17 protein-coding genes and 3 rRNA genes are annotated in these 26,905 nt (G+C 57.8%); 6 read left to right on the forward strand and 14 right to left on the reverse strand.

The window, feature by feature from the left end; translation table 11 throughout:
* Positions 1-74 precede the first annotated feature (74 nt).
* Both BBDE_RS10515 and BBDE_RS10520 read right to left on the reverse strand, forming a co-directional pair.
* Positions 75-917, reverse strand: a complete 843-nt coding sequence (locus BBDE_RS10515) for a carbohydrate ABC transporter permease (RefSeq protein ID WP_003838192.1) — start codon at positions 915-917, stop codon at positions 75-77.
* Positions 914-1,768, reverse strand: a complete 855-nt coding sequence (locus BBDE_RS10520) for a carbohydrate ABC transporter permease (RefSeq protein ID WP_003838190.1) — start codon at positions 1,766-1,768, stop codon at positions 914-916. The genes BBDE_RS10515 and BBDE_RS10520 overlap by 4 nt, the downstream gene beginning before the upstream one ends.
* A gap of 334 nt (positions 1,769-2,102) precedes the next feature.
* Between BBDE_RS10520 and BBDE_RS10525 the strand changes: the two genes are divergently transcribed.
* Positions 2,103-3,113: a LacI family DNA-binding transcriptional regulator gene (locus BBDE_RS10525; RefSeq protein WP_003838185.1), complete on the forward strand. Its 1,011-nt coding sequence runs from the start codon at positions 2,103-2,105 to the stop codon at positions 3,111-3,113.
* Between the two features lie 225 nt (positions 3,114-3,338).
* Here BBDE_RS10525 and BBDE_RS10530 read toward each other — a convergent pair whose 3' ends face one another.
* Positions 3,339-4,685: an ABC transporter substrate-binding protein gene (locus BBDE_RS10530; RefSeq protein ID WP_003838183.1), complete on the reverse strand. Its 1,347-nt coding sequence runs from the start codon at positions 4,683-4,685 to the stop codon at positions 3,339-3,341.
* Between the two features lie 517 nt (positions 4,686-5,202).
* Positions 5,203-5,907: a histidine phosphatase family protein gene (locus tag BBDE_RS10535; RefSeq protein WP_003838180.1), complete on the reverse strand. Its 705-nt coding sequence runs from the start codon at positions 5,905-5,907 to the stop codon at positions 5,203-5,205.
* A gap of 140 nt (positions 5,908-6,047) precedes the next feature.
* On the opposite strand from BBDE_RS10535, the gene BBDE_RS10540 reads away from it, so the two are divergent.
* Positions 6,048-6,416, forward strand: a complete 369-nt coding sequence (locus BBDE_RS10540; RefSeq protein WP_003838179.1) for a DUF4235 domain-containing protein — start codon at positions 6,048-6,050, stop codon at positions 6,414-6,416.
* A gap of 8 nt (positions 6,417-6,424) precedes the next feature.
* On the opposite strand, the gene BBDE_RS10545 is transcribed toward BBDE_RS10540, so the two are convergent.
* From BBDE_RS10545 to BBDE_RS10560, 4 genes are all read right to left on the reverse strand, one after another.
* Entirely contained in the window at positions 6,425-7,015 is a 591-nt protein-coding gene (locus tag BBDE_RS10545; protein ID WP_003838177.1) for a hypothetical protein, read from the reverse strand.
* On the reverse strand, positions 7,015-9,408 hold the full coding sequence (locus tag BBDE_RS10550) for a glycoside hydrolase family 2 protein (RefSeq protein WP_033489348.1): 2,394 nt from the start codon (positions 9,406-9,408) through the stop codon (positions 7,015-7,017). Before BBDE_RS10550 ends, BBDE_RS10545 begins: the two co-directional genes overlap by 1 nt.
* A gap of 110 nt (positions 9,409-9,518) precedes the next feature.
* Positions 9,519-9,926, reverse strand: coding sequence for a hypothetical protein (locus tag BBDE_RS10555; protein WP_012902601.1), 408 nt, complete (start codon positions 9,924-9,926; stop codon positions 9,519-9,521).
* A 9-nt stretch (positions 9,927-9,935) separates the two neighbouring features.
* The gene (locus BBDE_RS10560; RefSeq protein WP_228369720.1) at positions 9,936-12,986 is read right to left on the reverse strand and encodes a glycoside hydrolase family 3 C-terminal domain-containing protein; all 3,051 of its coding nucleotides are present in this window, start codon (positions 12,984-12,986) and stop codon (positions 9,936-9,938) included.
* Between the two features lie 184 nt (positions 12,987-13,170).
* On the opposite strand from BBDE_RS10560, the gene BBDE_RS10565 reads away from it, so the two are divergent.
* The 3 genes from BBDE_RS10565 to BBDE_RS10575 are packed head-to-tail and all read left to right on the forward strand — an operon-like array spanning position 13,171 to position 16,013.
* On the forward strand, positions 13,171-13,887 hold the full coding sequence (locus BBDE_RS10565) for a LytR/AlgR family response regulator transcription factor (RefSeq protein ID WP_003838171.1): 717 nt from the start codon (positions 13,171-13,173) through the stop codon (positions 13,885-13,887).
* Positions 13,884-15,185 (forward strand): ATP-binding protein, encoded by a 1,302-nt coding sequence (locus tag BBDE_RS10570; RefSeq protein WP_003838169.1) that lies wholly within the window; start codon positions 13,884-13,886, stop codon positions 15,183-15,185. Before BBDE_RS10565 ends, BBDE_RS10570 begins: the two co-directional genes overlap by 4 nt.
* Before the next feature lie 48 nt (positions 15,186-15,233).
* Positions 15,234-16,013, forward strand: a complete 780-nt coding sequence (locus BBDE_RS10575; RefSeq protein ID WP_033489350.1) for a nitroreductase family protein — start codon at positions 15,234-15,236, stop codon at positions 16,011-16,013.
* A 175-nt stretch (positions 16,014-16,188) separates the two neighbouring features.
* Here BBDE_RS10575 and BBDE_RS10580 read toward each other — a convergent pair whose 3' ends face one another.
* The 4 genes from BBDE_RS10580 to BBDE_RS10595 all read right to left on the reverse strand — a co-directional run bounded on the left by BBDE_RS10580 (position 16,189) and on the right by BBDE_RS10595 (position 22,049).
* Entirely contained in the window at positions 16,189-16,440 is a 252-nt protein-coding gene (locus BBDE_RS10580; RefSeq protein WP_012902603.1) for a hypothetical protein, read from the reverse strand.
* 220 nt (positions 16,441-16,660) lie between these two features.
* Positions 16,661-16,777: ribosomal RNA gene (gene rrf / locus BBDE_RS10585) — 5S ribosomal RNA — on the reverse strand.
* Between the two features lie 217 nt (positions 16,778-16,994).
* Positions 16,995-20,073 (reverse strand): 23S ribosomal RNA (locus tag BBDE_RS10590).
* Positions 20,074-20,518: 445 nt separating this feature from the next.
* Positions 20,519-22,049 (reverse strand): 16S ribosomal RNA (locus BBDE_RS10595).
* Together the 16S, 23S and 5S rRNA genes form the textbook arrangement of a ribosomal RNA operon.
* A 395-nt stretch (positions 22,050-22,444) precedes the next feature.
* On the opposite strand from BBDE_RS10595, the gene BBDE_RS10600 reads away from it, so the two are divergent.
* Positions 22,445-23,209 carry a Sir2 family NAD-dependent protein deacetylase gene (locus BBDE_RS10600; protein ID WP_003838480.1) on the forward strand — a complete coding sequence of 255 codons (765 nt, stop codon included), beginning with the start codon at positions 22,445-22,447 and terminating at the stop codon, positions 23,207-23,209.
* 328 nt (positions 23,210-23,537) lie between these two features.
* Here BBDE_RS10600 and ilvA read toward each other — a convergent pair whose 3' ends face one another.
* Positions 23,538-24,803, reverse strand: a complete 1,266-nt coding sequence (ilvA, locus tag BBDE_RS10605; protein WP_003838478.1) for a threonine ammonia-lyase — start codon at positions 24,801-24,803, stop codon at positions 23,538-23,540.
* 168 nt (positions 24,804-24,971) lie between these two features.
* Positions 24,972-26,792 (reverse strand): glycoside hydrolase family 13 protein, encoded by a 1,821-nt coding sequence (locus BBDE_RS10610; protein ID WP_003838476.1) that lies wholly within the window; start codon positions 26,790-26,792, stop codon positions 24,972-24,974.
* Between the last annotated feature and the right edge of the window lie 113 nt (positions 26,793-26,905).

A 26,905-nucleotide genomic window follows, 5' to 3' on the forward strand; every position in this document is an offset into this window, starting at 1 on the left:
GGAGCTCATGATCCACCTTGTACAACAATCCGGATGTCTCATGAGCTCCGCGCCACGATCGGTCGGATTCGAAATCAGCCCTTCACCGCACCGGCCATCACGCCTTTGACGATATGCTTCTGGCAGATGAGGTAGAACACGATGATCGGAATGATCGCCATGACCAGACATGCCATCATCGCGCCCATATCCACCGAACCGTAGCCGCCTTTCAGGTACTGGATGGCCACGGAGATGGTCTTGTACTTGCCTAGGTCAAGGGTCAGGTACGGCAGTAGGTAGTCATTCCAGATCCACATGGCCTGAAGAATCGCGACCGATACGATTGAGGGCTTCATAATCGGCACGACGATCTGGAAGAAGATGCGCGGTACGGAGGCGCCGTCGATCATCGCGGATTCCTCCAAGGACTGCGGAATGCCTTTGACCACGCCCGTAAAGATGAACACGGCCAGACCGGCACCGAAACCCAGATACACGAAGCACAGGCCCCACGGGGTGTTGAGCTTCAACATGTCAGCGAGTTTGGACAGGGTGAACATGACCATCTGGAACGGCACGATCATGTTGAACAGGAACAGCGTGTACAGGAGCTTGGCGGCCCAATTATTCACACGCACGATCCACCATGCGCACATCGACGTGCATACCAGAATCAACGTGACGGAACCGACCGTGATCAGCAGGGTCCAGCCAAAGCTTGCGAAGAAATTCGTGGTTTCAATGCCACGCGTATAGTTTTCAAGCCCGACGAACGCCTTGCCCGTCGGAATGGAGAACGCATTGCGCGAAATATATGCCTTCTGCTTGAAGGAGTTGATGAGCACCAATACGATCGGGAACACCCATGCCAGCGAGATGACCGCGAACAGCACGGTCCACAGTCCACCATGTTTGACCTTGTCTCCGGAGATCATGCCTCCACCTCCCTGGAAGTCGTGAGTTTGTTCTGAATGATTGCGACCACCGCCACCAAGACGAAGAACAGCACGGCCTTGGCCTGGCCGACGCCTTCCCAACCCATGCGCCCGTAGAAGGTGCGTGTGATGTTCATGGCCAAGCCCTCGGACATGTTCGACGGAGCGCCGTTGGTCAACGCAAGGTTCTGATCATAAAGCTTGAACCCGTTGGTTACGCACAGGAACGAGCAGACGGTGATCGATGGCATCATCAGCGGAATGATGATCCTGAACATGGTCTGCGATCCGGTCGCCCCGTCAACGGCGGCGGCTTCAAGCACGTCAGTCGGCAGGGACTGCATGCCTGCGATATAGATGATCATCATGTAGCCGATCTGCTGCCAACATACCAGGATGACCAAGCCCCAAAATCCGTATGTGGCGCTGTATGTCAGTGCGCGGCCCCAATGGGCGAGGATGCCGTTGAGCAGCAGCATCCAGATATAGCCCAGGATGATGCCGCCGATGAGGTTCGGCATGAAGAACACGGAACGAAAGATGTTTGAACCCTTGATGGCTTTGGTGAGCATATACGCGATGGCGAATGCGGCCACGTTGATCACGATGGTCGTCACGATGGTCAGCGCCACGGAAAAGCCGAGCGCATGCAAAAATTCCTTATCCGCGAATGCCTTTTGATAGTTTTTGAGCCCCACGAACTCCGCGTCGGTAACAGTGGTGAATTTGCAGAAGCTCAAATATATACCCATGATGAACGGGATCACGAACCCGATGATGAACGCAGCGAACGTAGGTAACGCGAATAGCGCCCACCATTTCCGTATCGCCTTGCCGGTCATGCTGATCATGCGTGCCTGCTTTCTTCCTCCTGATTCCGCACTCACGTCAACGTGTCGCGGAATCCCTTTGCAATCATTGGCCTGAGGTGGAAACGTCACTGCTCTGTTCGGTCTCATTTCAGGCGCTCATTGGCCATGATAAACGTCATGACACTAAATGTCAAACGTTGTCATTTTTGCCTACTTTAACTCATAGATTCAGCAACGTTGTCATATCAGTAGAAGTATTCAATATATTGAAATCTCAAAGATTTTGGATTATCAAATTTTTTTGCAAACGTTTGTAAGCCGGCTTTTGCAAAACCTTGCAATACAGTATGCTGAACACTAAAGAGGTCAGTATATGAAAAGCAGTATTCAAGATGTGGCGCAACTTGCGCATGTATCCATTTCGACGGTCTCGCGCTCGTTCACGCGCCCCGATCTGGTATCGGCAACCACCCGCGAGAAGGTGATGAAAGCGGCCGACGAGCTGAACTCCTCCATCTCCCGCTCAGCGGCGGCGCTGAAGACCGGCCGTGCACTGCGCATCGCGGTGTTGGTCTCCGGCAGACTCAATCTGTGGTTCAGCTCATCCATCATCGAAGGTCTGAACCAGGTCTTCCACGACGAGGGCTACGACATCTCCATCTACCAGATGTCCAGCATCGAAGAACGCCGCGAATTCTTCGACATGTTGCCGGTCCGCCGCAACGTCGATGCCGTAATCGTCATCTCCTTCGACATCGACAGCAGCGAAATCAAACAGCTCAAATCCGTAAACGTGCCAATTATCGGCATCAACTCGATCCAGCCGGAGGAACGCGGATTCGACGCGGCAGTGCGCATCGACGACAAGCAAGGCTCCGAGCTCGCCGCACGTCATCTGATGACGCTCGGGCACAACGACATCGCCTACATCCGCACCGACCGCGATGTGACGTTGCACTTCAGCGTGCAGGGCCGTTTCGAATCATTCATGGCATGCTGCGCAACCAACGGCATCACGCCGCGCGTACTCGTCACCGACGAAGGCAAGAACAACATCAGCAAGGTCGTCACGCAGCTGCTGAGCCTCGACCACATGCCGACGGCCATTGCCTGCCAGGAGGACGGCATCGCGGTGCCTCTCCTGTTCCAACTGGAACGCAATGGCTTCACCGTGCCGAATGACATTTCCATCATCGGCTATGACGACAGCACCTACGCACGCGACCTCGGCCTGACCACCGTCCGTCAAGAGCCTGTCAAGATGGCGCAGGAAGCCGCACGGATGACATTGAGCCTCATCGAAAAGCAGCCGCTTGCGGAACCGTTCACGACGTTCCCCGCGCAGTTGATCGTGCGCTCCACCACCGCACGCCTGCACCGATAGACAATCCACCTAAGCGGAATACGACGTCGCCGCGGAAGCGTCGGCAGGCGTTTGAAGACAACAACAAGGCCGCCACCACACGTTTGCACAATGTGGTGGCGGCCTTGTTGTCTTCACATCCGGCCGCGGCACATAAAGGAGGAAAGGAAATGCCTGCCGCGGCACAATATTCAGTTGTATTCAGTCATGGCGAACCCAACCGTTCGACCGGGTCCGCATGCCCTCTCAGTGGGCCGCATCGTATTCGGTCTTCCAACCATCCACGAACGCAGTCTTGACGGCATTCCAGTCACCGGTGCCCTGAGCGTATTCAAGGAGGGCGGAGCCAAGCTTGTTCTTCCACTCCTCGGACGGCATCATGGTGAAGTTCCAAGAAACGGCGGTCTTGCCGGAGTTCTGGTCCTCAACGGCGGCCTGGGTGAGCGGATTGTCGCTCTTGACGTCGCTGAAGGTCTTGAACGGCGTGGTCAGGCCCATGTCGGAGGAAATGGACTCAATGCCGTCCTTGTCGGTGATGACCCACTTCAGGAAGTCCTTGGTGGCCTTCTTGTCGGCGTCGGAAGCCTTGTCGTTGATGCACCAGTAGTTTTCGGAACCAGTGACCAAGCCCTGCTTTTCCTCACCTTTGACGCCGATATAGATCGGAAGCATGCCGAGGGAATCGGCCTTCATGCCATTCTTGTTGAGATCGGACCACGCCCAGGTACCGTTCTGGTAGAAGGCGGCCTCGCCCAGGGAGAATTCGGAGGTGGCGTCGTCACCGGTCTTAGAACTCAACTGAGTCGGCTCGGTGGTGGAATCCTTAAGGTACAGGTCGAAGATCTGCTTGTATTGCGGCAGATAGGTGCCCTTGATGGTCTCCGGTTGCTCGGTGATCTTGTCTTGCTTGAACTCGTAATACAGCGGCAGGTTGGCCAGATGGGTCTTGAAGCGCCAATCTGAGCTGGAATCGAAACCGGCGGAAGTGAAGGCTCCCTTGATGCCGAGCTCGTCCTTCTTGGCCTGCATGTCATCGGCAACGGCCTTCAGGGTGTCGAAGTTGTCGATGTCGTCGACGCTCTTGATCTTGGCGCCGTCAGTGGCGATGTACTTGTTGAGGATGTCCTTGTTGTAGATGATGCCGTAGGTCTCCATGGCATACGGAACGCCGACGACCTTGTCTCCGTCTTTGAGGGCGACGGACTGGTCGATGAGCTCCTTATACGGCTCGGTATCGGACATGTCGGCGGTGTAGGACTTCCAATTCTGGTAGCCGACCGGACCGTTGACCTGGAACAGGGTCGGGGCTTCGCTCTTGGCGATTTCAGACTTCAGGGTCTGCTCGTAGGTGCCCGACGCCGCGGTCTGGACCTTGACTTCGACGCCGGTCTTCTTGGTGTACTTCTTGGCCAGTGCCTGCCAGGCGTCATTGGCTTCCGGCTTGAAGTTCAAGTAGTAGACCTTGCCTTTGCCATCACTGGAGCTGGAATCCGAGCCACACGCGGCAAGCGTGCCGACGGACATTGCAGCAATGGCGATCATGCCTACCGCCGCCTTGATAGTGCGATTCATCATCGAACCTTTCTCTTCCATTCCTAGCTTCCAGACATCCCGCTGGAAACATGTCTTTCTCGAAGTTGCGTCTTCACGACTCCGGCAACCACCATTGTGCCGCATTTCTCGGTTTTTTGCAAACGTAAGCAAATCAAGCCTTGCAATTCATCATTTTATGACTTTTCAGATATTTGAAATCTCTTTATTTGCAACACTTTTCTGACATATCTTGTGATGAAATCGTTTGCGACACACCTTGTTCGCAGACCATCATTCTCCGGCTTTTCCACACATTTGGTTCAATCAAAGGTCATCCTTCGGCCTGGGAATCCGGCGATAAGCAAACGAATGCATAGCTATGTGAAGCACATCATCGGGCGTCAAGCACGCATCATACACCGACAGGCAAGCCATCGGCAGAACGGACGACAACGAAAACCCGTACGGCATACATACCGTACGGGCGTACCTACGACGTCTCCCTTTCCCGGCCCATAGAAAACATCCTCGGGGCAACCGTTTTGAAAGTGAGCAAAGACCTTTTGTCTCGCGTATTTCAGCAGTTCCAACGCTCTATGACATTGTCACCCTTGTACTGGCTCAGGATGCAGTAATGCGCGGTATCGAGCCGCAGCAGACGGGCGAAATGCGGGTCGACGCCCAACCATTGCGAAGTAAGGATGCGCAGAATATGCGCATGAGCCACCAGCAGCACATCGTGGCCGACGTTCAGCAACGGCAATACCCGTTCGATGGCGTCCCGGGTACGCGCGGCGGCCTCCTCCACGTCCTCGCCCGGACCGTTATGCACGGGAACCTGCTCGCCGGACGGCAATGTCTCAATCCAATCGCCTTCAAGTCCGGGGTTCAGCGAGCGCGGACCATCCCGCCATACGTCCCAGGCGAAACCGCTAGCCTCGCTGACCTGCTGGCGTGTGCGCCCCTCGGCGCGACCGTAATCCCATTCGGCGATCTCGGGCAGGATCCTGTAATCGCCGTAACCGGCGAGCGCCGCGGTCTGGCGGGCACGGCGAAGCGGACTTGCGAACATGCAGCCTGGATCGAAACCGTTCGGGAAGGCCGAACGCAAACGCTCTCCCGCGGATTCGGCCTGTAGTCGACCGGTGTCGGTCAATGGAATATCAGTGCGTCCGGTATGCTGACCGGATTCGCTCCACACCGTCTGTCCGTGGCGCAACAGCACCAAGCGTCCGGGCGCAACAACGGAAGCGTCCTTGCTTCCAACATGATTTTCAGTCATATCCCTACTCTAACCGACCCCGCCCATGAACCCCTGCACTTGCTCCCTCGTGTCTTCGGAAATCGCAACATCATTCCGCTACGCGCTTCGCCCATCCGGATTGGCAGGAAAGCACGTCGATCACGCATTACTATGGAACCATGAGTGAAACGCCAGATCTGGAATCTACAGCGGACCGTGTGGTAGCGGCCCTGCGCAACATTGACGGGAAAGTGAACGCCAAGCGCGATCAGAGACTGAACGATCCCGATTCCTTCGGTGACAAAATCTTCAAGTTCGCCATGCCTACGCTGGTCGGACTGGCGTTCGGCAAGGTGTTCGAGATGGCGTGGAAGCAGAGCGTTGGCCGCAAGGCGACCCTTCCCGACGGCACCACCGACGCACGCAAGGACGCCATCCTCGGCATCGCCTTCGCCGTCATTTCCGCAGCCTTGGGCGCACTGGTCTCGCAACTGTCCGACCGCGGTTCCAAGGCCATCGTCAACCATCGCCACGCCAAGCGCAGGTAGCACGATCATCACCGATCGTCCGACTTGCCCTCCGGGAAGATGATTTTGTATACGAAGAAGTAGATCACCATGGACACGCCTCCGGTGATGAACGTGACCAGCAGATTGTATACGGCTGGATCGAACCGTGCCTGCGCCAACGGCAGCCACAGGCCGTTGATGGCGTTGCAGAACAATGAGATCAGCACCCATGCGATGAAGTACCACAGTATCTGATATGCCACGTTGCCATGTGATTTGAACGTCACGTTGCGTTGCAGCGGGAAGTTGACGCACTGCGCCACGAATGATCCGATCTCATAGCTCAGGAAATATCCAAGGCCACCGCCGATCACCACTTCCCCGGCCGCATTGCGCGCCACCTCATAGCCAAGCACATTCCACGAGTAGTCGATGCCTGCGAACGATATCGGAATATGCGGCCACATGAATGCCGTGGAGGCCAGCCCCTCGCCAAACAGATACGGCAGGAACGTGAACAACGCATATTGCAGCACGGTGACCGCCAGACTGAACAGATAGAACACGCCTATCTGCCAGACCCATTTTGCGGCCTTCGGATGATTCCTCGCAAAGGTTCGCCAAGGATTGACCGCCATTATCTCACCTCGATTCGAGCCGTGGCCTCACCGTACGGACTGCTTGCCTTCACGCTGAGGATTCCCGTCTCGCAAGGCCTGATGATGGCCATCGCCTCGCCGTAGTAGGTGTCGGCGGTATCGCTGCGATAGCTACGCTCGTAGTATGGGCAGGCGCTGCCAAAACCCAGGATTTCGCCGTTTTCCACTTCGATATGCACGTCACCTCGCAGTAATGGTTTGACGGTTCCCGCAACGTCGGCATACATGAACCGCACATATGCGAGCCCGTCACCGAGCGCGATGCGCTCCGCTTCCGGCACGGCATGCAATCTCGTTTCCTTGCCTGCCGTGGCCAGTGATGTTCTCGCGATTTCCACGCCGTCGGCGTCATACGCCACCGCCGTCAGACTGCCCGGCCTGTAGACGGCCGTGAATGTCACGCGAGCGTCACGTCCGACACGAGCCGACCCGATTTCACGTCCGTTCAGCAAGAGTTTCACCCTGGCGGCACGCGCATATACCTCCACTTGCGTGCGTTCACCTTCCTGACCGTCCCACGACCAACTTTCGACCGCATTGGTCATCTTCCAGGCGGACGGCGAATGTTCACGGCCAAGACCGACCGGCACCACGCCGATCGCAATCGGTTTCAGACCGAATGCGACCTGAGTGTATGAAGCCTCCGCCAAAGGCTTGCCGGTCAGGTCGAATCGACCGGCGCCCGCACTCACCCAGCCAAGTGATCCGTCGAAGTTCTTGGCATATTCCGCATACTCCTGCGAGCCGATACCGACTTCCCCGAGATAATCCATACCGGACCATACGAAATCACCGATCAGCCGCGGATTGCTCTGCGCCAAATCCCAGAATCGCGCCGCATCCGAGCAGAAGGTTTCCGAGCCGACGATCACGCGATCCGGATATCTGTTCAGGTCATGCCTGTATCGGCGGATGCCGTAGTTGTATCCGGCAACGTCCATCACGGCGAACGCGCCGCGCGTCTTCCAATCGCAAGGAGGCAAGGTCGCGCCGAACTTCATGAAGTCGGCTCCCATGATGCCTGCGAGCCGATTGAAGAATTCGCTGCCGACCGCCTTCTTCTTGCCGGAATGTTCGATTTCCTTCATCGCTTTTTCGTCGGTATACACGCCAAGTCCCATGGATGACAGGAAATTGAAGAAGATATTGACGCCGCAGGTCACTGGTCTGGTCGCATCGAGCCCATGCAGATATTGCGTCATGGCGTCGGTCAGAGCGATACCTCGCGGCTGCGCGGTTTCCGACACCTCATTGCCGATCGAATACATGATCACGCTCGGATGGTTATAGTCCTTGGCCACCAGATCGGCCAGATCATCACGATAGTTCGCCTCCACTTCGGTGCCGTAGTCGTAGCGGGTCTTGTGGATGTACCAGCCGTCCACATACTCGTCGAGCATCAACATGCCCAGTCGGTCACAGGCGTCAAGCAACGCCTTGGAACAAGGATTGTGCGCGGAACGGATGGCATTGTAACCGCCGCCTTTCAGCAACGCCACCTTGCGTTCCTCGGCGGCCGGATATGCGCATGCGCCCAGCAGTCCGTTGTCATGGTGGATGCAGCAACCACGCAGGATCACACGTTCGCCATTGATACGGAATCCCCGTCGCGCATCACATTCCACCGTACGCACGCCGAAGACCTCACGTTGCTCGTCATCGCCGAACCGCACCACACAGGTGTAGAGATTCGGCTCATCGGTGTTCCACAGGCGAACATCGGGAATCACGCATTCCTCATGCATGAGATTGCCTCGCCCATCGAGCCAATCCGACAACGCCTTGAATTGCGCCATGGACCTGCCGTCGGCATCGAGAACGCTCACATATACGACTCCCGGATGGCTGGTGCGTACGTCGACCGCGATGCGTCCGGTACGGTAATCGACCGTCGTTATGCGCACGCCGTCGGGCATGATATGTCGCTCCGGCATGACACATAGCCATACCGGACGATAGATGCCGGTACCGGAATACCAGCGACAGTTCGGCTGGTCGCTGTTATGCGCTTCGACCGTCAACACGTTGTCGCCTTCGGCTATGTACTCGCTCAGATCCGCATAGAAGCCGGAATAGCCATAATCATGGGAGGCGATCAGCCTACCGTTCAATCGTATGCGGGCATTACGGTAGACACCTTCGAACTCGAGCAGGGTGAGATCACCGGAAGATCTGCGAATGTCGGCGGAAGAGAAATGCTTGGTGTACAGGTAGTCGCGAGCGCTGTACCAGCCGCTGTTCACTCCGGATGGGCTGTCGGCGCTTTTCGGATCCCACTGCATGGCGTCGTGGGGAATGGTCACCGGCACTTCCTCGGCCTCGGATGCGGCCGGACGGCACGTCCAGCCGGTATTGAATGGGATTCTGTTCATGATGGTGCTTTCAAAGACGTTCACGAAGGAAGGTCGTCATTCGGGCGCAAGAACGATCGTGGCGCCCCTTCGCCCGAACGACGTCTGACAAATGGCGGAAGGCTGGCAGCCTACTTACGTTTACGCATGAACGACGACACCATGAGCATCAGCACGGTGACTGCGGTCAGCACGGTCACCGTCATGACCGGATCGAACAGGCTCTGGTCGCCGAACATGTTCAGATTCATGAAATGGCCGACGAACGTATACATGCATTCCATGACGAACGCACACCATGCGATCATGCCTATCGCCGGCGTTACGGCAATCAGCCAGTCATTGTCAAGCGGTATGGTCGCGGCCTGCGCAAGCACGACCAACACAAGCGGTGCGATGACCCACACGTTGTATGAGCCGGCGGCAACGGCATACATGGCGTAGGCAACCAGTGAGACGATGGCCATCACACCGGCGGCGAGCCCTAGGTAAAAGCCGATAGTTCTGTCGGAGAACATGGATAGAGTTCTGCTATTCATGATGATTCCTCACTTTCCCGTCGCGGTTTCGGATTCGACCTTGACCGTTTCCCGCGCATTCTTGCCTCGACGTCCGGAACGCCACATCATGCAGGCGCAGCCAAGCGTCATCAACGCAAACGCCGCATCCACACCGAAGATCGCGTAACGCCACCAAGGGGTGACTTTGACCACTTTGGCGTTGGCATCCAACCCGTTGATCAGGCTGGTACGAGTCAGCGCATAGTGGAAGTTCTTCATTGAGGTGCGCAGATAGCCGAGCATATCGCCGTCGTCATTGTCTTCGATCTGCTTCTTGATGCCTGCGGCCGCGGTATTGCCCGGATCGATGCAGTAGGTGGTCACGCCTGCCGCCAATGATGACGGGAAATGCGACTTGTAGGAGCCGCCGGCCACGCCGTCGGTTTCGATCATGCCCTTAAAGCCCCATTCGTTGCGGATCACCTGAGTGGTCAGCGCGGTGCTGGCTGAGGACCAGACCACACCGAGCCTGTTGAACGACATCATCAAAGCGGTGGCGTTCTCGTTGCTGACGATGCCTTCCACGCCCTTGAGCGCACCCTCGCGGAATGCCTGCTCGTTGAAGAACATGTTCAGACCTTCGCGATACAGCTCCTGATCATTGCCTGCAACATGCTTGACACCCTGTGCGAAGCCTTTCTTCTGAGCAGCTGAAAGTTCCACGAGGTTGTCAAGGTAGACCATGATGCTGTCTTCGGACCAGTATTCGCCATTGCGCCCGCCGAACGGAGTGCGGTGCAGATTGCCGCCACCACCCCATCCGACCGGGGTCTTGGCATACAGGGCTTCCTCACCGACCAGTTCGCCACGACGTTGCATGCATCCGTAATCCCAAGTGCTGGCGAGCACATTGGTCGCCGGATACAGGGTGACGTCACGGGCGTCACCGTACTCTTTGGCGTAGGTATTGCCGCCGACGCTGGCGGTACCGTCACCAGCCGCATACGCCGGTCGGTTCACGGAAGCCGCTTCGGCCGTGCCGAACAAATCGGAAAGCTGGGTGGTCATCTCATCGATGGTCATTTCGTCAAGATATTTGTTCCAGGTCTCGTCATCGTTGTAATCGACGTCTTTCATCATCACGAACGTCAGACCATTGTCGGCTCCCTGCGTGTAGTCGCTGACGGACTTGGAATCCTTGGACTGCCGATACAGATCACCCTTAAGCAGTTCGATCATCTTGCCGGTAGCGGTCATCTTGACCGGTTCGGTCGGGAAGGTGCCTTTCCAATCGGAACGGGTCAGATAGGTGACGGCACCATCCTTCCAATAGTTCGCGTCGGCATCCTCGAACCGGTTGGTGACCCGTTCGCCCGCATCGGATTTGGCATAGGTCTTGGTGTCGACGTCGTCATACGACCACCGGTAGGTTTTGGCCGCATCCCCTTCCACCGGCTTGCCATCGAAGTCGGTCATACCAGTGGCGTTTTCGGCCGCAAGTACATTATTCAAAGCATCATGCGCATTGTCGCCAATGGTGAAATAGTAGTCACCGGCGCTCAGAATATAGCCCTTGGCCTTGGTATAGTCATAGCTGGCCAACAGGTAGCGGTCCACCGTAACGTCCACGGTTTCGGAAGCACCCGGCTGCAATGTCTTGGTACGGCCTTGGCCGGCAAGCTGGATGGCGGATTTCTCGACCAGATTCTTCCGCTCATATTCGCCATACGGGGTCTGCGCATACAGTTCCACTACAGAGGCACCCGCAATATCACCGGTGTTCTTCACCGTTACCTTGGCGGTGAATTCATCCTTGTCACGGTCGTAGCTCACACCGTCGAGCGTCTGTTCAAAAGTGGTGTAGCTCAGACCGTACCCAAACGGATAACTGACTTCGTCCGCATAGTTCCATGCCGAGGCACCATGTGAAGCTCCGACCGAGCTGGCCGCTCCGCTGCCCGGATTCGTCACGGCGTCCGCGTAGCGGGTCTCATAGTATTTATAGCCGACATAGATGTTCTCGGACTGTACGGTCACATTATCGATATTGACCGGCTTATCGCTGACTGCGGCGTTCACTTCATCGACGTTCGTCCATTGGTTTGAGTTCTGGCTGGAAGTGTGCGCGGCCGGCGACGACATGGAATCGACGGCATACGTGTCGGTCAAACGGCCCGAAGGATTGGCCTTGCCCACCAACAGATTGGCCACTCCTTCGAAACCACGCTGCCCTGGATTGCCGATCCACATGCAGGCATCCACACCGTAGTCATCAAGCCAGCCGACCTCCATCGGAAAGGCGGAATTGAGCAGCACGATGGTCTTGGAGAACTTGCCGGAATCCTTGATCATCCGCAGCAGGTCCTTCTCGTCCTGATGCAGACTCAGAGCACTGATGCCCTCCGGATCCTTCATCATCATCTCCTTGTCTTCACCGCCTTCACGGGCAAGCATGACGATGGCGACATCGTGGTAATCGTCCTGCCAGCTGGCCTTGAGCTGATCGGTATAGAACGATGCCGGCTCCTCGCCAAGCACCGGGGCGTCATTCAACGCGCCATTCGAACGTGGATCGCCGGAAACCTGCAGGTTGTTGCTGGCCACACGCTTGGTATCGCTCTTCGAATAGGCGTCAAACAGAGTGTTGTTCACCGAGAAACCGGCATGTTCCAGTGCGGATTTCAGATCAATCACATATTTGCCGGTGTCGGCGGCACTGTTGGCGCCACCCGGGCTGTAGACCGGCTGCACCACGGCGTGGCCGAACAACGTGACATGTTTGTCTGAGGCAAGCGGCAGCGTGCCGTCGTTGTTGCGCAACAGCACCGAACCCTCCTCCTGCTCAAGCACGGACTCGCCGTACGCGTCGGCGATGAGCTTCTGTAGATTTTCGGCATTCAAGTCGCCATATTCGCTGGCGTAGTACGTAGTGTTTCCGCCGCCTTCACCGGCGACGATTCTCGTGCTGGATGTTCCCAGCGCGGAGTTGATCGTTCCCGCATACATGTACGAGCATTGCGTCCCACAGATGCCAAGCACCAGCAATGTGCCTGTCACCGATGTGAGCCCTCGCCACAGCAGACCGGAATTCCCTTTCATCTCGACTCCTTCGTTGTCACATGTTGATATCGACATCAATGTCAATTCCATGGTGTGCGGCACGGTCACCCCCTACCTTCCCGGATGGCGTAACTGGTCATTCCCAGGGGCATAACTGGCTCTTTCGCCATTCGACCCGAGCATGTGACGTTTCCTATAATGGAATCCGTCGCAATGAGGAGGCATGAACACCGTGAGGATCGCAATCATCGACGATGACGCCGACGAACGCAAGACCCTGCAGGCATCGTTCGAACGGCTTGCGCAGGAGAGCGGATCCGCAATTGTCATCGTCGAATTTGCCGGCGCCGATGATTTTCTTGACGGCTACGACCACTCCTTCGACCTGGTCTGCATGGATATCGACATGCCCGGCACCGACGGCATGTCCGCCGCACAACGCCTACGTCAGATGGACGCCGACGTTCCACTGGTATTCGTCACCAACATGGCGCAGATGGCGATTCATGGCTATGCCGTACATGCGTTGGATTTCATACTCAAACCCATCAACTACTACTCCTTCTCCATCAAAATGCGCGGTATTCTGACACTGATCGGCAATCGTCGTAGGAAATCGCTCGTTTTCCCGACGACGGACGGTTTTCTACGCATTTCATCCGACAATCTCTACTATGTGGAAGTGCGTGGGCACCATCTGTCCTTCCACACCACACAAGACGTCATCCGGCAACGTGACTCCCTACGCAACTGGGAAGCCAAACTGGAGGGATTGCCGTTCGAACGCTGCAATAACAGCTATCTGGTCAATCTCAAGCAGGTCACGGCCGTGGCCAAGGACTCCGTGCAGGTCGGAGGCGACTGGCTGCCAATCAGCCGAACCAAAAAGAAACCGTTTATGAACGCACTCACCGAATACATGGGAGGCACCAGCGTATGATCGACCACGCCTGGCTGCAGGTTTCCTACATGGCACAGATCATCGTGGCCTGCCTACTGTTCATGATTCCGGTCGCAAAACGACGTCGTTTCTCCGCACGATTCGCTTCATGCACCATTGTTCTGCTAATGATCGCCTATATGTTCGGCGCCGCCGTCACGGTACCCGACAACCTGCTGTTGGCCATACTGTATTGGCCTGCATTCGCGGTCATATGCCTTCCCGCAGTGGCGTTGTGTCTGCAGGCGGGATTGTCGGAAGTACTCTACTGCACCATCTGTGCGAACGCCACGCAGCATGCGGCCAACGAATGCTATCTGGCGCTCAGCATCGCACTCGGACGCACAACGCCGGATCTGCCCACGCTCCTCAACGGACTGTTGACCACGGTGATCTATATCGCCATCTACGGCGCGTTCTTCATCATGTTTGCACGCAAACTCGCAGTGCATGGACATTATCGGGTGAATCGCAATGACCTGTTCCCCATGGCCTGCATTCTGCTGTTCGTGTGGGTATTGGGCGTGTTGTGCCATGATGATGTCTCACTCCATGGCGTGGTCTACCACATCAGTGACGCATTATGCTGCTTTTACATCATGTGGGCTCAGCGCAGCAATCATGACAAGGCCGAACTGCAGCGCGAACTCGACGGCGTACGATACACGCTGCTGCAGCAACAGAAGCAGTATACGGTCAGCCAGGAGACGATTGACATCATCAATCGTAAGTGCCACGACCTGAAACATCAGATTCGCACGCTGCAGACCATGCAGGAAAGCCCGGAGCGTGACGCATACTTCGCCGAAGCCGAACGGGCGATCATGATCTACGACACCCGCATCGACACAGGCAACAAGGCCCTCAATACCGTACTGATGGAAAAAGGCCTGTACTGTCAATCTCACGATATTCAACTCACCTGCATGCCGAGCGGCGATTCACTGGACTTCATGCAGGTCGCGGATATCTATGCACTGTTCGGCAACGCGCTCGACAATGCCATCAACGCCACCATGGAACTGAATGACCCATCCAAGAGGGTAATCAACGTACGCTTCTCATCACAAGGCAACCTGATGCTGATTCAGATTCAGAACTATCATCAGCGTCGGCTGCGTTTTCGTAATGGCCTGCCCATTACGACGCATCAGGATGCCACCCGACACGGATTCGGCATGAAAAGCATGCTGCACACGGTCGAACAGTACGGCGGCACCATGCAGGTGGATAATACCGACAGTGTGTTCACGTTGCGGATCCTGCTGCCGAAGAATCCGGAATCCTCTACCGGCTGAACCAAGGCATCCTTGCGTAATCCTGCAAAACGGACGAAAATGGGTGACATGAGCAATCTTCTTCACAATGCCACTGTTGACACTCTGCTGGAACGTCGTTCCATCCGCAAATTCAAGTCGAAGCCGCTGGGGGATGATGTAATCGAAACCCTTGAAACCGTTGCACAGCATGCGGCGAGCAGCCAGTTCCTCAATGACTGGTCCGCAATCCGCGTGACCGATCCCGCAGCCAAGAAGCGTCTCGCCGAAATCGGCGGACAGCCGTATATCGCCACCGCGCCACTGCTGTATGTGTTCGTACTTGACGAACACCGCAATGCCGCAATCGCTTCCACAAAGGGCGTAGATACCACTTCCGACACGTTTACGCTGAATGGCAGTTACCGCTACTCACAGGCCCAGAACGATGCCGTACTGGCCCTGCATGCGATGGAAACGGCCGCATACTCACTCGGCCTTGGCTGCGTGATTCTCGGCTCGCTGCTGAATGACGTTCCGGCGCTGATCGATCTGCTGAATCTGCCGGAATACACGTACCCCGTGTTGGGCCTTGCCATCGGCAAGCCGGATCAGGATCCCGACGTCAAGCCTCGCATGCCACGTACGATGCAATTCTTTGAGAACGAGTATCCGGAGAGCGACGAAAGCGTGCTGTCCGGCTTGGCTGAGTTTGACGAGAAAGTGCACCGGTATTACGACTTGCGCAACACCGACCGTCCGGTTGATGCATTCAGCGATCAGATTGCGTCCAACGCAGTCGATGAAGGCGTGAACGGTAAGACCGTGGCCCCGAACGCCAAACGTCAGGGCTTCCGCTTGGACCGCTAGGCTTCACTGCCTCAAGCTCTCGGGCTTGTGTCCTATACTTTTTGCCATCATGATGATTGTCCTGTTCGGTTTTCGCCGGACAGGACGCATGTTTTTTAACGACGAATCAGCTATGCGCCTTCCATTGTCGACGATTTGCTGAAGCGCGGATTGCTCCGAAATCGGATTTGAACGACTATTTTCTGCGGGGCTTGTAGCCTTTCTTGCGGGAATGGGGCTTGAGCTGTTGGTTGAATGGCACATATGTGTAGTTGGATCGTGGATCGCGATGCGTCAGATGCCATGTTCCGCAGAATTCGCAACGATATACCCATAGCTCGGTGCCGCGTTCACGCCAACTTTGGTCGGCAGCTTGCTGAGCCGTTGCTTTGTCGTGATACATGATCTTGTTCGACTCGGTGCAACGTTTGGGTACGAAATAGTGCATAAGCATTCAGTGTATCCATGCATTCAGATATGCAGGGACCGCAGGAGCGGTGTTTTTCTCTTGGTTTGTATCGGGATACGCAAAGGACTTCCCGGGGACCCTCTCTGGAACCCGGTCGGGGAAGACCCGTGCGGGAGTACCGGGGCCGATGAATCCCCGGAAACAAAAAAGGTGGGGTTTCCCGGAGCGTCGGCTCCACGGGAAACCCCGACAAGAACGTTTGCGGCGGCGTGTTACTCTCCCACACCCTGCCGGGTGCAGTACCATCACCGTGCCAGGCCTTAGCTTCCGGGTTCGGAAAGGGACCGGGCGTCACACCTGGGCCATGGCCACCGCAAAAACCACCATCAACGGCCCGGACCCCCAAACGGGGACCCCGACCGGCCAAAAGGAAAACCACCCACGCGCCGCCACCGGCGCGTGCCGTGACGGTCCGGGAACCGGACAGCGGACGCGAACACCGTTTCGTGACCACAGGAACAACGCTCCTTGTCGCCAACAATCCCGCAGCAGCAAAGACGCGGACCCACCCCCACACAAGAGGGGAATGGGCTGCTATGTCGCCGTCGCCCGTTAGTACCGGTCGGCTCCACCCCTCGCGGGGCTTCCACCTCCGGCCTATCAAACACGTGTTCCACATGCGGGCTTCAGGACCCCGAAGGGCCCAAGGAATCCTAATCTCGGAGCAGGCTTCCCGCTTAGATGCTTTCAGCGGTTATCCCTCCCGAACGTAGCCAACCGGCCGTGCCGCTGGCGCGACAACCGGCATACCAGAGGTTCGTCCACCCAGGTCCTCTCGTACTATGGGCAGGCCTCCCCAGGATTCCAACGAGCGCAGAGGATAGAGACCAAACTGTCTCACGACGTTCTGAACCCAGCTCGCGTGCCGCTTTAATCGGCGAACAGCCGAACCCTTGGGACCTGCTCCAGCCCCAGGATGCGGACGAGCCGACATCGAGGTGCCAAACCATCCCGTCGATATGGACTCTTGGGAATGATCAGCCTGTTATCCCCGGGGTACCTTTTATCCGTTGAGCGATGCCGCGCCCGTGCGCCGGCACCGGATCACTATCTCCGACTTTCGTCCCTGCTCGGACCGCCGTCCTCGCAGTCAAGCCCGCTTGTGCGATTGCACTCGACACCCGATTGCCAACCGGGCTGAGCGGACCTTTGAGCGCCTCCGTTACTCTTTGGGAGGCAACCGCCCCAGTTAAACTACCCGCCAGGCACTGTCCCTGAACGGGATGACCGTTCGAGGTGAGACGTCAAACGAGAACAGAGCGGTATTTCACCTTGCGGCTCCGCGCGGGCTGGCGCCCGCGCCTCGAAGCCTCCCGCCTATGCTACACAATCCGCGACTGACGCCAATACCAAGGTATAGTAAAGGTCCCGGGGTCTTTTCGTCCTTCTGCGCTTAACGAGCATCTTTACTCGTACTGCAATTTCGCCGAGCTCCTGGTCGAGACAGCGGGGAAGTCGTTACGCCATTCGTGCAGGTCGGAACTTACCCGACAAGGAATTTCGCTACCTTAGGATGGTTATAGTTACCACCGCCGTTTACCGGGGCTTGAATTCACCGCTTCACCCCCGAAGGGGCTGACGGATCCTCTTAACCTTCCGGCACCGGGCAGGCGTCAGTGCATATACAGCGGCTTACGCCTTCGCATGCACCTGTGTTTTTGGTAAACAGTCGCTACCCCCTGGTCTGTGCCACCCCCACACGCTCCCGGAGCATGTCCGTTCACCCGCGGGGGTCTCCCTTATGCCGAAGGCACGGGAGCGGTTTGCCGAGTTCCTTGACCAGGATTCGCTCGATCGCCTTGGTATTCTCTACCTGACCACCAGTGTCGGTTTGGGGTACGGGCGGCAACGCGCCTGACGCCGGGGCTTTTCTCGACGGCCTGGACCACCGGATATCGAGCCGAAACGGCTCCCATCATCGCACCTCGCCATACACGCCGCACGGATTTGCCTATGCGACTGGCTGCGTGCTTGACCACGGAAAACCACCTCCGCGGCCGGCTCCCATTCCGTGTCACCCCTGCGCTCACCTACCACGGCTACGCTCCCAACGCCACGCGCCGGACCCCACCCGAAGGAGGGGAACGGCCCGCGACGGAGGTTAGTACTCACCGCCTCGGTCCTGTCGGTTCGCTGCCGGTACGGGAATATCCACCCGTTCATCCATTCGACTACGCCTGTCGGCCTCGCCTTAGGACCCGACTCACCCGGGGACGACGAACGTGGCCCCGGAACCCTTGGTCATCCGGCGGACGGGATCCTCACCCGTCTCTCGCTACTCATGTCTGCATTCTCACTCCCGCAAAGTCCACGGCCGGCTCACGCCGCCGCTTCGCCCCTTGCAGGACGCTCTCCTACCCGGCGCGCATACACGCGCCGCCGCGTCTTCGGTGGTGTGCTTGAGCCCCGCTACATTGTCGGCGCGGGACCACTAGACCAGTGAGCTGTTACGCACTCTTTCAAGGATGGCTGCTTCTGAGCCAACCTCCTGGCTGTCTATGCGGCCCCACATCCTTTCCCACTTAGCACACGCTTGGGGACCTTGGACGACGGTCTGGGCTGTCTCCCTCTCGACGACGGAGCTTATCCCCCGCCGACTCACTGCCGGCATACACATCAACGGTATTCGGAGTTCGGCTGCTGTTGGTACCCCACAAGGGCCCGCAAGCATCCGGTAGCTCTACCCCCGCGATGCAATAAGCCGACGCTGCACCTAAATGCATTTCGGAGAGAACCAGCTATCACGGAATTTGATTGGCCTTTCACCCCTAGCCCCAGGTCATCCCCCCGGTTTTCAACCCAGGTGGGTTCGGTCCTCCACGCGGTCTTACCCGCGCTTCAACCTGCCCAGGGCTAGATCATCCCGCTTCGGGTCCAGGACACGCGACTCTAAAACGCCCTGTTCGGACTCGCCTTCGCTACGGCTGCCCCACGACGGGTTAGCCTCGCCACGCATCACTGACTCGCAGACTCATTTTTCGATAGGCACGCCGTCACCCCGCAAGGAGGCTCCGACGGATCGTAGGCGCACGGTTTCAGGAACTCTTTCACTCCCCTCCCGGGGTGCTTTTCACCTTTCCCTCACGGTACTGGTACGCTATCGGTCAGACAGGTATGCTTAGACTTACACCACGGTCGGTGCGGATTCACGCGGGATTCCACGAGGCCCGCGCTACTTGGGACACGCGATCGGAAGACGGCAAGCGTCCAGGTACGGGGCTGGCACCCTCTGCGGCCAGGCCTTCAAGCCTGTTCCCCTGGCAAGCCGTTTTATGACTCCCGCCCGGTCCGTCGGAACCGGGACACGCGCTCCCTCAACACCGCGCACGCAACCCCCGACGGGTATCACGCGCACGCGGTTTGGTCTGATCCGCTTTCGCTCGCCACTACTCACGGAGTATCCCTTCCTGCAGGTACTGAGATGTTTCACTTCCCTGCGTACCCCCCGCAGAAGCCTGCGGTGCCGGCCCATGACGGCCGGCGGGTTGCCCCATTCGGAAATCCTCGGATCGAAGCCATGCTGGAGGCTCCCCGAGGCTTATCGCATCCTCAAACGTCCTTCGTCGGTACTGTCTGCCAAGGCATCCACCATGCGCCCTTGCGGGCGACACAGCCAACGGCCGTGCCATCCCGCGGCTTTCCTGATAGCAAGATTGCCAGACGACAAATCATCGCACTGTTCAAATGATCACAAAACGATCGATCTCGAAACCAAACTCAAAAAGAAGAGTTTGGCGAAATCGCGATAAGCAAAGGGAAACACCATGTTTCCCTTGCTCGCGTCCACTATCCAGTTCTCAAACCGCCACGCGCCACACGTTCCGCCACGCGTCCAACGGACGCCGGCCACCCCGCATGGGCATCGAACCGCACCACAATCCAAGACTGTGGGGTGGCGGTCCGGGAACCCAAAAGCACACCCATACCACTCCCGGACGGGACAGGCCCGTCCAAGCCAACGATCTCTTCCACACCAGCATCCCCACACGGGCCGTGGAACCGTTCCACGCGCATGGGGCACACACCGGACACGAACCGCGTCCTGAACTCTCCGTAGAAAGGAGGTGATCCAGCCGCACCTTCCGGTACGGCTACCTTGTTACGACTTAGTCCCAATCACGAGCCTCACCTTAGACGGCTCCATCCCACAGAAGGGTTAGGCCACCGGCTTCGGGTGCTGCCCACTTTCATGACTTGACGGGCGGTGTGTACAAGGCCCGGGAACGCATTCACCGCGGCGTTGCTGATCCGCGATTACTAGCGACTCCGCCTTCATGGAGTCGGGTTGCAGACTCCAATCCGAACTGAGACCGGTTTTCAGGGATCCGCTCCATGTCGCCATGTCGCATCCCGCTGTACCGGCCATTGTAGCATGCGTGAAGCCCTGGACGTAAGGGGCATGATGATCTGACGTCATCCCCACCTTCCTCCGAGTTGACCCCGGCGGTCCCCCGTGAGTTCCCACCATGACGTGCTGGCAACACAGGGCGAGGGTTGCGCTCGTTGCGGGACTTAACCCAACATCTCACGACACGAGCTGACGACGACCATGCACCACCTGTGAACCCGCCCCGAAGGGAGGCCGTATCTCTACGGCCGTCGGGAACATGTCAAGCCCAGGTAAGGTTCTTCGCGTTGCATCGAATTAATCCGCATGCTCCGCCGCTTGTGCGGGCCCCCGTCAATTTCTTTGAGTTTTAGCCTTGCGGCCGTACTCCCCAGGCGGGATGCTTAACGCGTTAGCTCCGACACGGAACCCGTGGAACGGGCCCCACATCCAGCATCCACCGTTTACGGCGTGGACTACCAGGGTATCTAATCCTGTTCGCTCCCCACGCTTTCGCTCCTCAGCGTCAGTGACGGCCCAGAGACCTGCCTTCGCCATTGGTGTTCTTCCCGATATCTACACATTCCACCGTTACACCGGGAATTCCAGTCTCCCCTACCGCACTCCAGCCCGCCCGTACCCGGCGCAGACCCACCGTTAAGCGATGGGCTTTCACACCGGACGCGACGAACCGCCTACGAGCCCTTTACGCCCAATAATTCCGGATAACGCTTGCACCCTACGTATTACCGCGGCTGCTGGCACGTAGTTAGCCGGTGCTTATTCGAAGGGTACACTCACCCCGAAGGGCTTGCTCCCGATCAAAAGCGGTTTACAACCCGAAGGCCTCCATCCCGCACGCGGCGTCGCTGCATCAGGCTTGCGCCCATTGTGCAATATTCCCCACTGCTGCCTCCCGTAGGAGTCTGGGCCGTATCTCAGTCCCAATGTGGCCGGTCGCCCTCTCAGGCCGGCTACCCGTCGAAGCCATGGTGGGCCGTTACCCCGCCATCAAGCTGATAGGACGCGACCCCATCCCATACCGATGGAACCTTTCCCGGAAGGACATGCATCCAACCGGAGCATCCGGCATTACCACCCGTTTCCAGGAGCTATTCCGGTGTATGGGGCAGGTCGGTCACGCATTACTCACCCGTTCGCCACTCTCACCCGGAGGCGAACCCCCGGGATCCCGTTCGACTTGCATGTGTTAAGCACGCCGCCAGCGTTCATCCTGAGCCAGAATCGAACCCTCCACGAAAAAACCATGAAGAGAACCGAAAACGACTCTCACAAGAAAATTGACGATCGCCTTATAAGGAAAGGCGCATCGCACGAAAACCCCACCGTCCTTCAAGGCCTCCCGGCCACTCGCCGAAACACGGCGAGCCGACGATGGACTGGCAATCATTGACTATAAAGAAGTAGTACAGATACGCTCTTGAGTTCTCAAACCACCACCGCACCGCACGGGCCCCCGGCACCGGCCGGAAGGCGCCGCCGTCGGGCAGCAAGGAAGAAACTTACACGCATCCGCCCCCGCACGCAAATCCGCCCCGCACCACCACCCACACACCCAACACCACGGCGTGTCGCAACCACACAACAAGAACCAACCACCCAATACAGGAAACCCAGCGGTGGTATGTATTGGGTATGAGCAAGAAAATCGCAGTACTGACAGGCGCGGGTATTTCCACATCCGCAGGCATTCCCGACTTCCGTGGTCCGGACGGCGTTTGGACCAAGCATCCTGAGCAGATGAACGTCTACGACATCGACGCATTCCTCGCCAATGAGGAAGACCGCGAATATTCCTGGCGCTGGCAAAAAGAATCGCCAGTGTGGAACGCACAACCAGGCGAGGCGCACAAGGCGTTGGTCAAACTGGAACAGGCGGGCATGCTGACGCTTCTGGCCACGCAAAACTTTGATGCCCTACACGAGAAGGCCGGCAATAGCGACAACGTCATCGTGAATCTGCACGGCACCATCGGCACATCGCACTGCATGAAATGCCATGCCAAGTACGACACCGCCGACATCATGGCGAATCTTGACAACGAGCCAGACCCACACTGTCACCGCAAACTACCGTACAGTGGCAATATGCCTTGCAACGGCCTTATCAAAACCGATGTGGTCTACTTCGGCGAGGCGTTGCCGGACGGAGCCATGGAAAAGTCATATCGACTGGCTACGCAGGCCGACGAACTATGGGTCATCGGCTCCACTCTGGAAGTGATGCCAGCGGCCAGCATCGTGCCGGTAGCCGCACAGGCAGGCGTGCCGATCACCATCATGAACATGGGGCACACGCAGTATGACCGCTTGGCCGACCGCCTGATCCGTGACGACATCGCGGTGGCGCTACCTCGCCTCGTCGACGAAACCATCACGGCAGAGCGCAACAGGCAGTAACTCGAGCAAATCGCAGAACATCACGTTTGAGCACCATCCCACGACCCTACGCACAAAGCACGGTAGCGAATGTACCAAACACCCCCTAACTCGCCATCTGGCAGTCGTGTGAGCACTCCTGCCCGAATCGCCAAAGGCCACACTGGAAGTATGGCCATTTTTCAGTATCGGCAACGAGAGAATCTTCGAGCGTGCTCACACGACTGCCAGATGGCGAGTTAGAGGGTATTTTGCTCGGCTCTCTACACGTTGGTGGTCCCGATCCGCAGACGGATCGGGGCCACCAACGTAATACCCGGCGAATTCGCCGAACCACGAGCCTCAACGATCAGTAGATGCGTTTGGGCTGGAAACCGGCTTCCTTCAACGCCTCAAGAATGCGGTCGATGTGGTCGGGACCATTGGTCTCGACGGTCACGCCCAATGACACCGCATTGGTGTAGTGACCGGATGCCTTGAACTGGTCATGGTCCAACGCGATGACGTTGGCGCGCTCCTTGGCCAGTAGCGTGGCCACCTTGACGAGCTGGCCCGGGGTATCCGGCAGCTCGACCTCGAAATTCATGATGCGGCCGCGGGCGATCATGCCCTTCTGAATCACGGCGCCCATGGTCACAGTATCGATATTGCCACCCGACATGATCGGCACGACCACATGAGGCCCCTCAGCTGAGGCGAATTTGCGCGAGCGCAGATTTAGATGCTCCAACGCAGCCAGTGACACGGCACCGGCTGCTTCGACGACAAGTTTGTGCTTTTCGAGCATCAGCAGAATCATCTCGTTGATGTCGCGTTCGGAAACGGTGACGATGTCATCGAGGAACTCGTTAAGCAATGCGAACGGCAGGTCGCCCGGACGCTTTACCGCGACGCCTTCCGCGGAAGTGACCACCTGGTCGGCGGACATCACACGACCGGCCGCCAGCGAATTCTTGTAGGCCGGAGAGCCTTCCGGGATGGCGCCAATCACGCGCACTTCCGGTTTGAAGGTCTTGACGGCGAGCGCAACGCCCGCACCCAGACCACCGCCGCCGAGCGGCACGACGATGTCAGTGACGTTCGGTACGTCCTCAAGAATCTCAAGGGCGATGGTACCTTGGCCGCAAATCACTTCGTAATCGTCGAACGGCGGCACGAAAATCATGCCCTGCTCTTCGGAGAGCTTGGCGGCATATGCCGCCGCCTCGTCGAACACATCACCGTGCAGCACCACATCGGCACCGTATGCCTTGGTGGCGTCAACCTTAAGCGGCGGAGTGATGGTCGGCATGCAGATGGTGGCCTTGGCCCCACGCTCACGGGCCGCATAGGCCACACCTTGGGCGTGATTGCCTGCGGACGCGGTGACGATGCCTCGAGCCAGCTCCTCGTCGGTCAGGGAGGCGATCTTGTTGTAGGCGCCGCGGATCTTGAACGATCCGGTGACCTGAAGATTCTCAGGCTTGAGCAGAATCTCATGTCCGGTCATTTCGGACAACGTCGGAGACGGAATGATTTCCGTATGGCGTGCGGTGCCCGCGAGTCGTTCGGCGGCCAGTTTCAGTTCAGCTGCGTGATCGCGCTGCAATGCTTTGAGAACCTCTTTTTGTTCCATGAGCGCAATTGTAGGCGGACGTCTGCCGAAGTTGCGGGTCATGGGCCGGCATATGAGTGACGTTGCGTCATACCCCCCGCCAGTGGATGCCGGATGAATAAGAACACCCGGGAGGTTCCGTGATGAACCTGCCGGGTGACTTTGCAGAGAGTTATAGGGAAAGATCGATCAGAGCTGAATCACGACTCCCTCCCAACGAGCAAGCTCGCCGCGAGCGATCGACTTCACACTACGCATAGCATCATAGGTGCTCAGCAGTACTTGTGATTCGTTTATGCCGCCCGCAAGCAGGTCGGCGACTTGTGTTGGAACGTCGGACGACTTGTCAGAGACATTGACGATTACGAGAATCGTGTCGTCACCGCTGGTGCGGGTGAAGGCATACACCTGGTCATCGTCGGCGTCCAGTAGATTCCATTCGCCGGTTGCGATGGTCGCGTTGTTGTGGCGCATGGCGATGAGCTTCTTGTAGAAGCTGTACACGGACTCCGGGTCGTCGAACTCTTCGGCGGCGTTGATTTCCGCACGGTTCGGATTGACGCTGATCCACGGCTCGGTCGCGGCGTCAGCGGCGGTGAAACCGGCATATTTGGACGCATCCCACTGCATCGGCGTGCGTGCGTTGTCGCGGCCGATTAATGCGAGGGCCGCCATCATGGATTCAGACGATTGGCATTTGGCTTCCTCCACGCGCTGACGGTAGGCGTTGATTGCCTCCAGATCGCGATACTGGCCAAGTTCGGTGAAGTGGGCGTTGGTCATGCCCAGTTCCTCGCCTTCGTAGATGTATGGGGTGCCACGGTGCATATGCAGCAGCATGCCGAACGCCTTGGCGCTCAGTTCGCGTGATTCACGGTCGGAGTCGTTGCCCCAGCGGGACACGACGCGTGGCTGATCGTGGTTGCAGAAGAACAGGCTGGCCCAGCCGGCGTTTTTTACGGCAGCCTGCTGGTCGGTCATACGGGCTCGCAGGTTCCTGACCTCGAACGGTACGACATCCCATTTGGAGACCGCCTGATCCACGCCGACGTGGTCGAACAGGAACAGCATGTCGAGTTCGCCGTTCTTTGGATCGGTGATGTGCTCGTTGCGAGCCGGGGTGACGCCCGGAGCTTCGCCCACGTTCATGAAACCTTCACGGCCCTCGAAGACCTCGCGGCGCATTTCGGCGAGGAATTCATCGATGCGCGGACCGTCGGAGCAGAACGGGAACGGGCTGGAGTAGCCTTCCTCACCGACTGGATTATCGGCGATTTCGGAGCCTTCCTCACCGGGTAGTTTGCCGTTGGCGTCGATGGTTTTGGAGATCTGCGTGATCACATCCATGCGGAAGCCGTCGATGCCGCGATCCATCCACCAGTTCATCATCTTGTAGACGGCCTTGCGAACCTCCGGATTCTCCCAGTTGAGGTCGGGCTGCTTCTTGGAATACTGGTGGAGGAAGTATTCGCCGCGCTTCGGATCGTACTGCCATGCGGAACCGCCGAAGTAGGAGCCCCACTGGTTCGGTTCGGCTCCCGGCGTGCCTGGCTCGTGCCCCGGCTTGGCGGGACGCCACCAGTACCAGTCGGCATGTGGGTCGCTCTTGTCTCGCGAAGCCTGGAACCAAGCATGCTCGTCGGAGGTGTGGTTGACGACCAGATCCATGATGACCTTCAGCCCGCGCTTATGGGCTTCGGCGAGCAGCTCGTCCATATCTTCCAATGTGCCGAACAGCGGATCGATGTCCTGATAGTCGGAGATGTCGTAGCCGTTGTCGTCCTGCGGGGATTTGAAGACCGGGGACAGCCACAGCACATCCACGCCGAGGTCGGCGAGATAATCGAGCCGGCCGGTGATGCCCTTCAGGTCGCCGATGCCATCGCCGTTGGTGTCTTGGAAGGAGCGCGGATAGATTTGGTAGACCACCGCGTTCGCCCACCAGGGGTTCGGGGTGGCGCCGTTGGAACGGACGGCGTCGGGAAGGGTGGAACGATTGAAATCAGTCATGTTCGTGAGCTCCTTTGCTACTGTGTCGGGGCAGAATTCCTAACTACTCCATGGTAAGTAAGTCATTTTTTCTTTCTTGCCCACGGCGCGTTTCGCAATGCAGGAAATGAATG

Origin of the sequence: Bifidobacterium dentium JCM 1195 = DSM 20436 (genome assembly GCF_001042595.1) — a bacterium.
Classification (GTDB): Bacteria; Actinomycetota; Actinomycetes; order Actinomycetales; family Bifidobacteriaceae; genus Bifidobacterium; species Bifidobacterium dentium.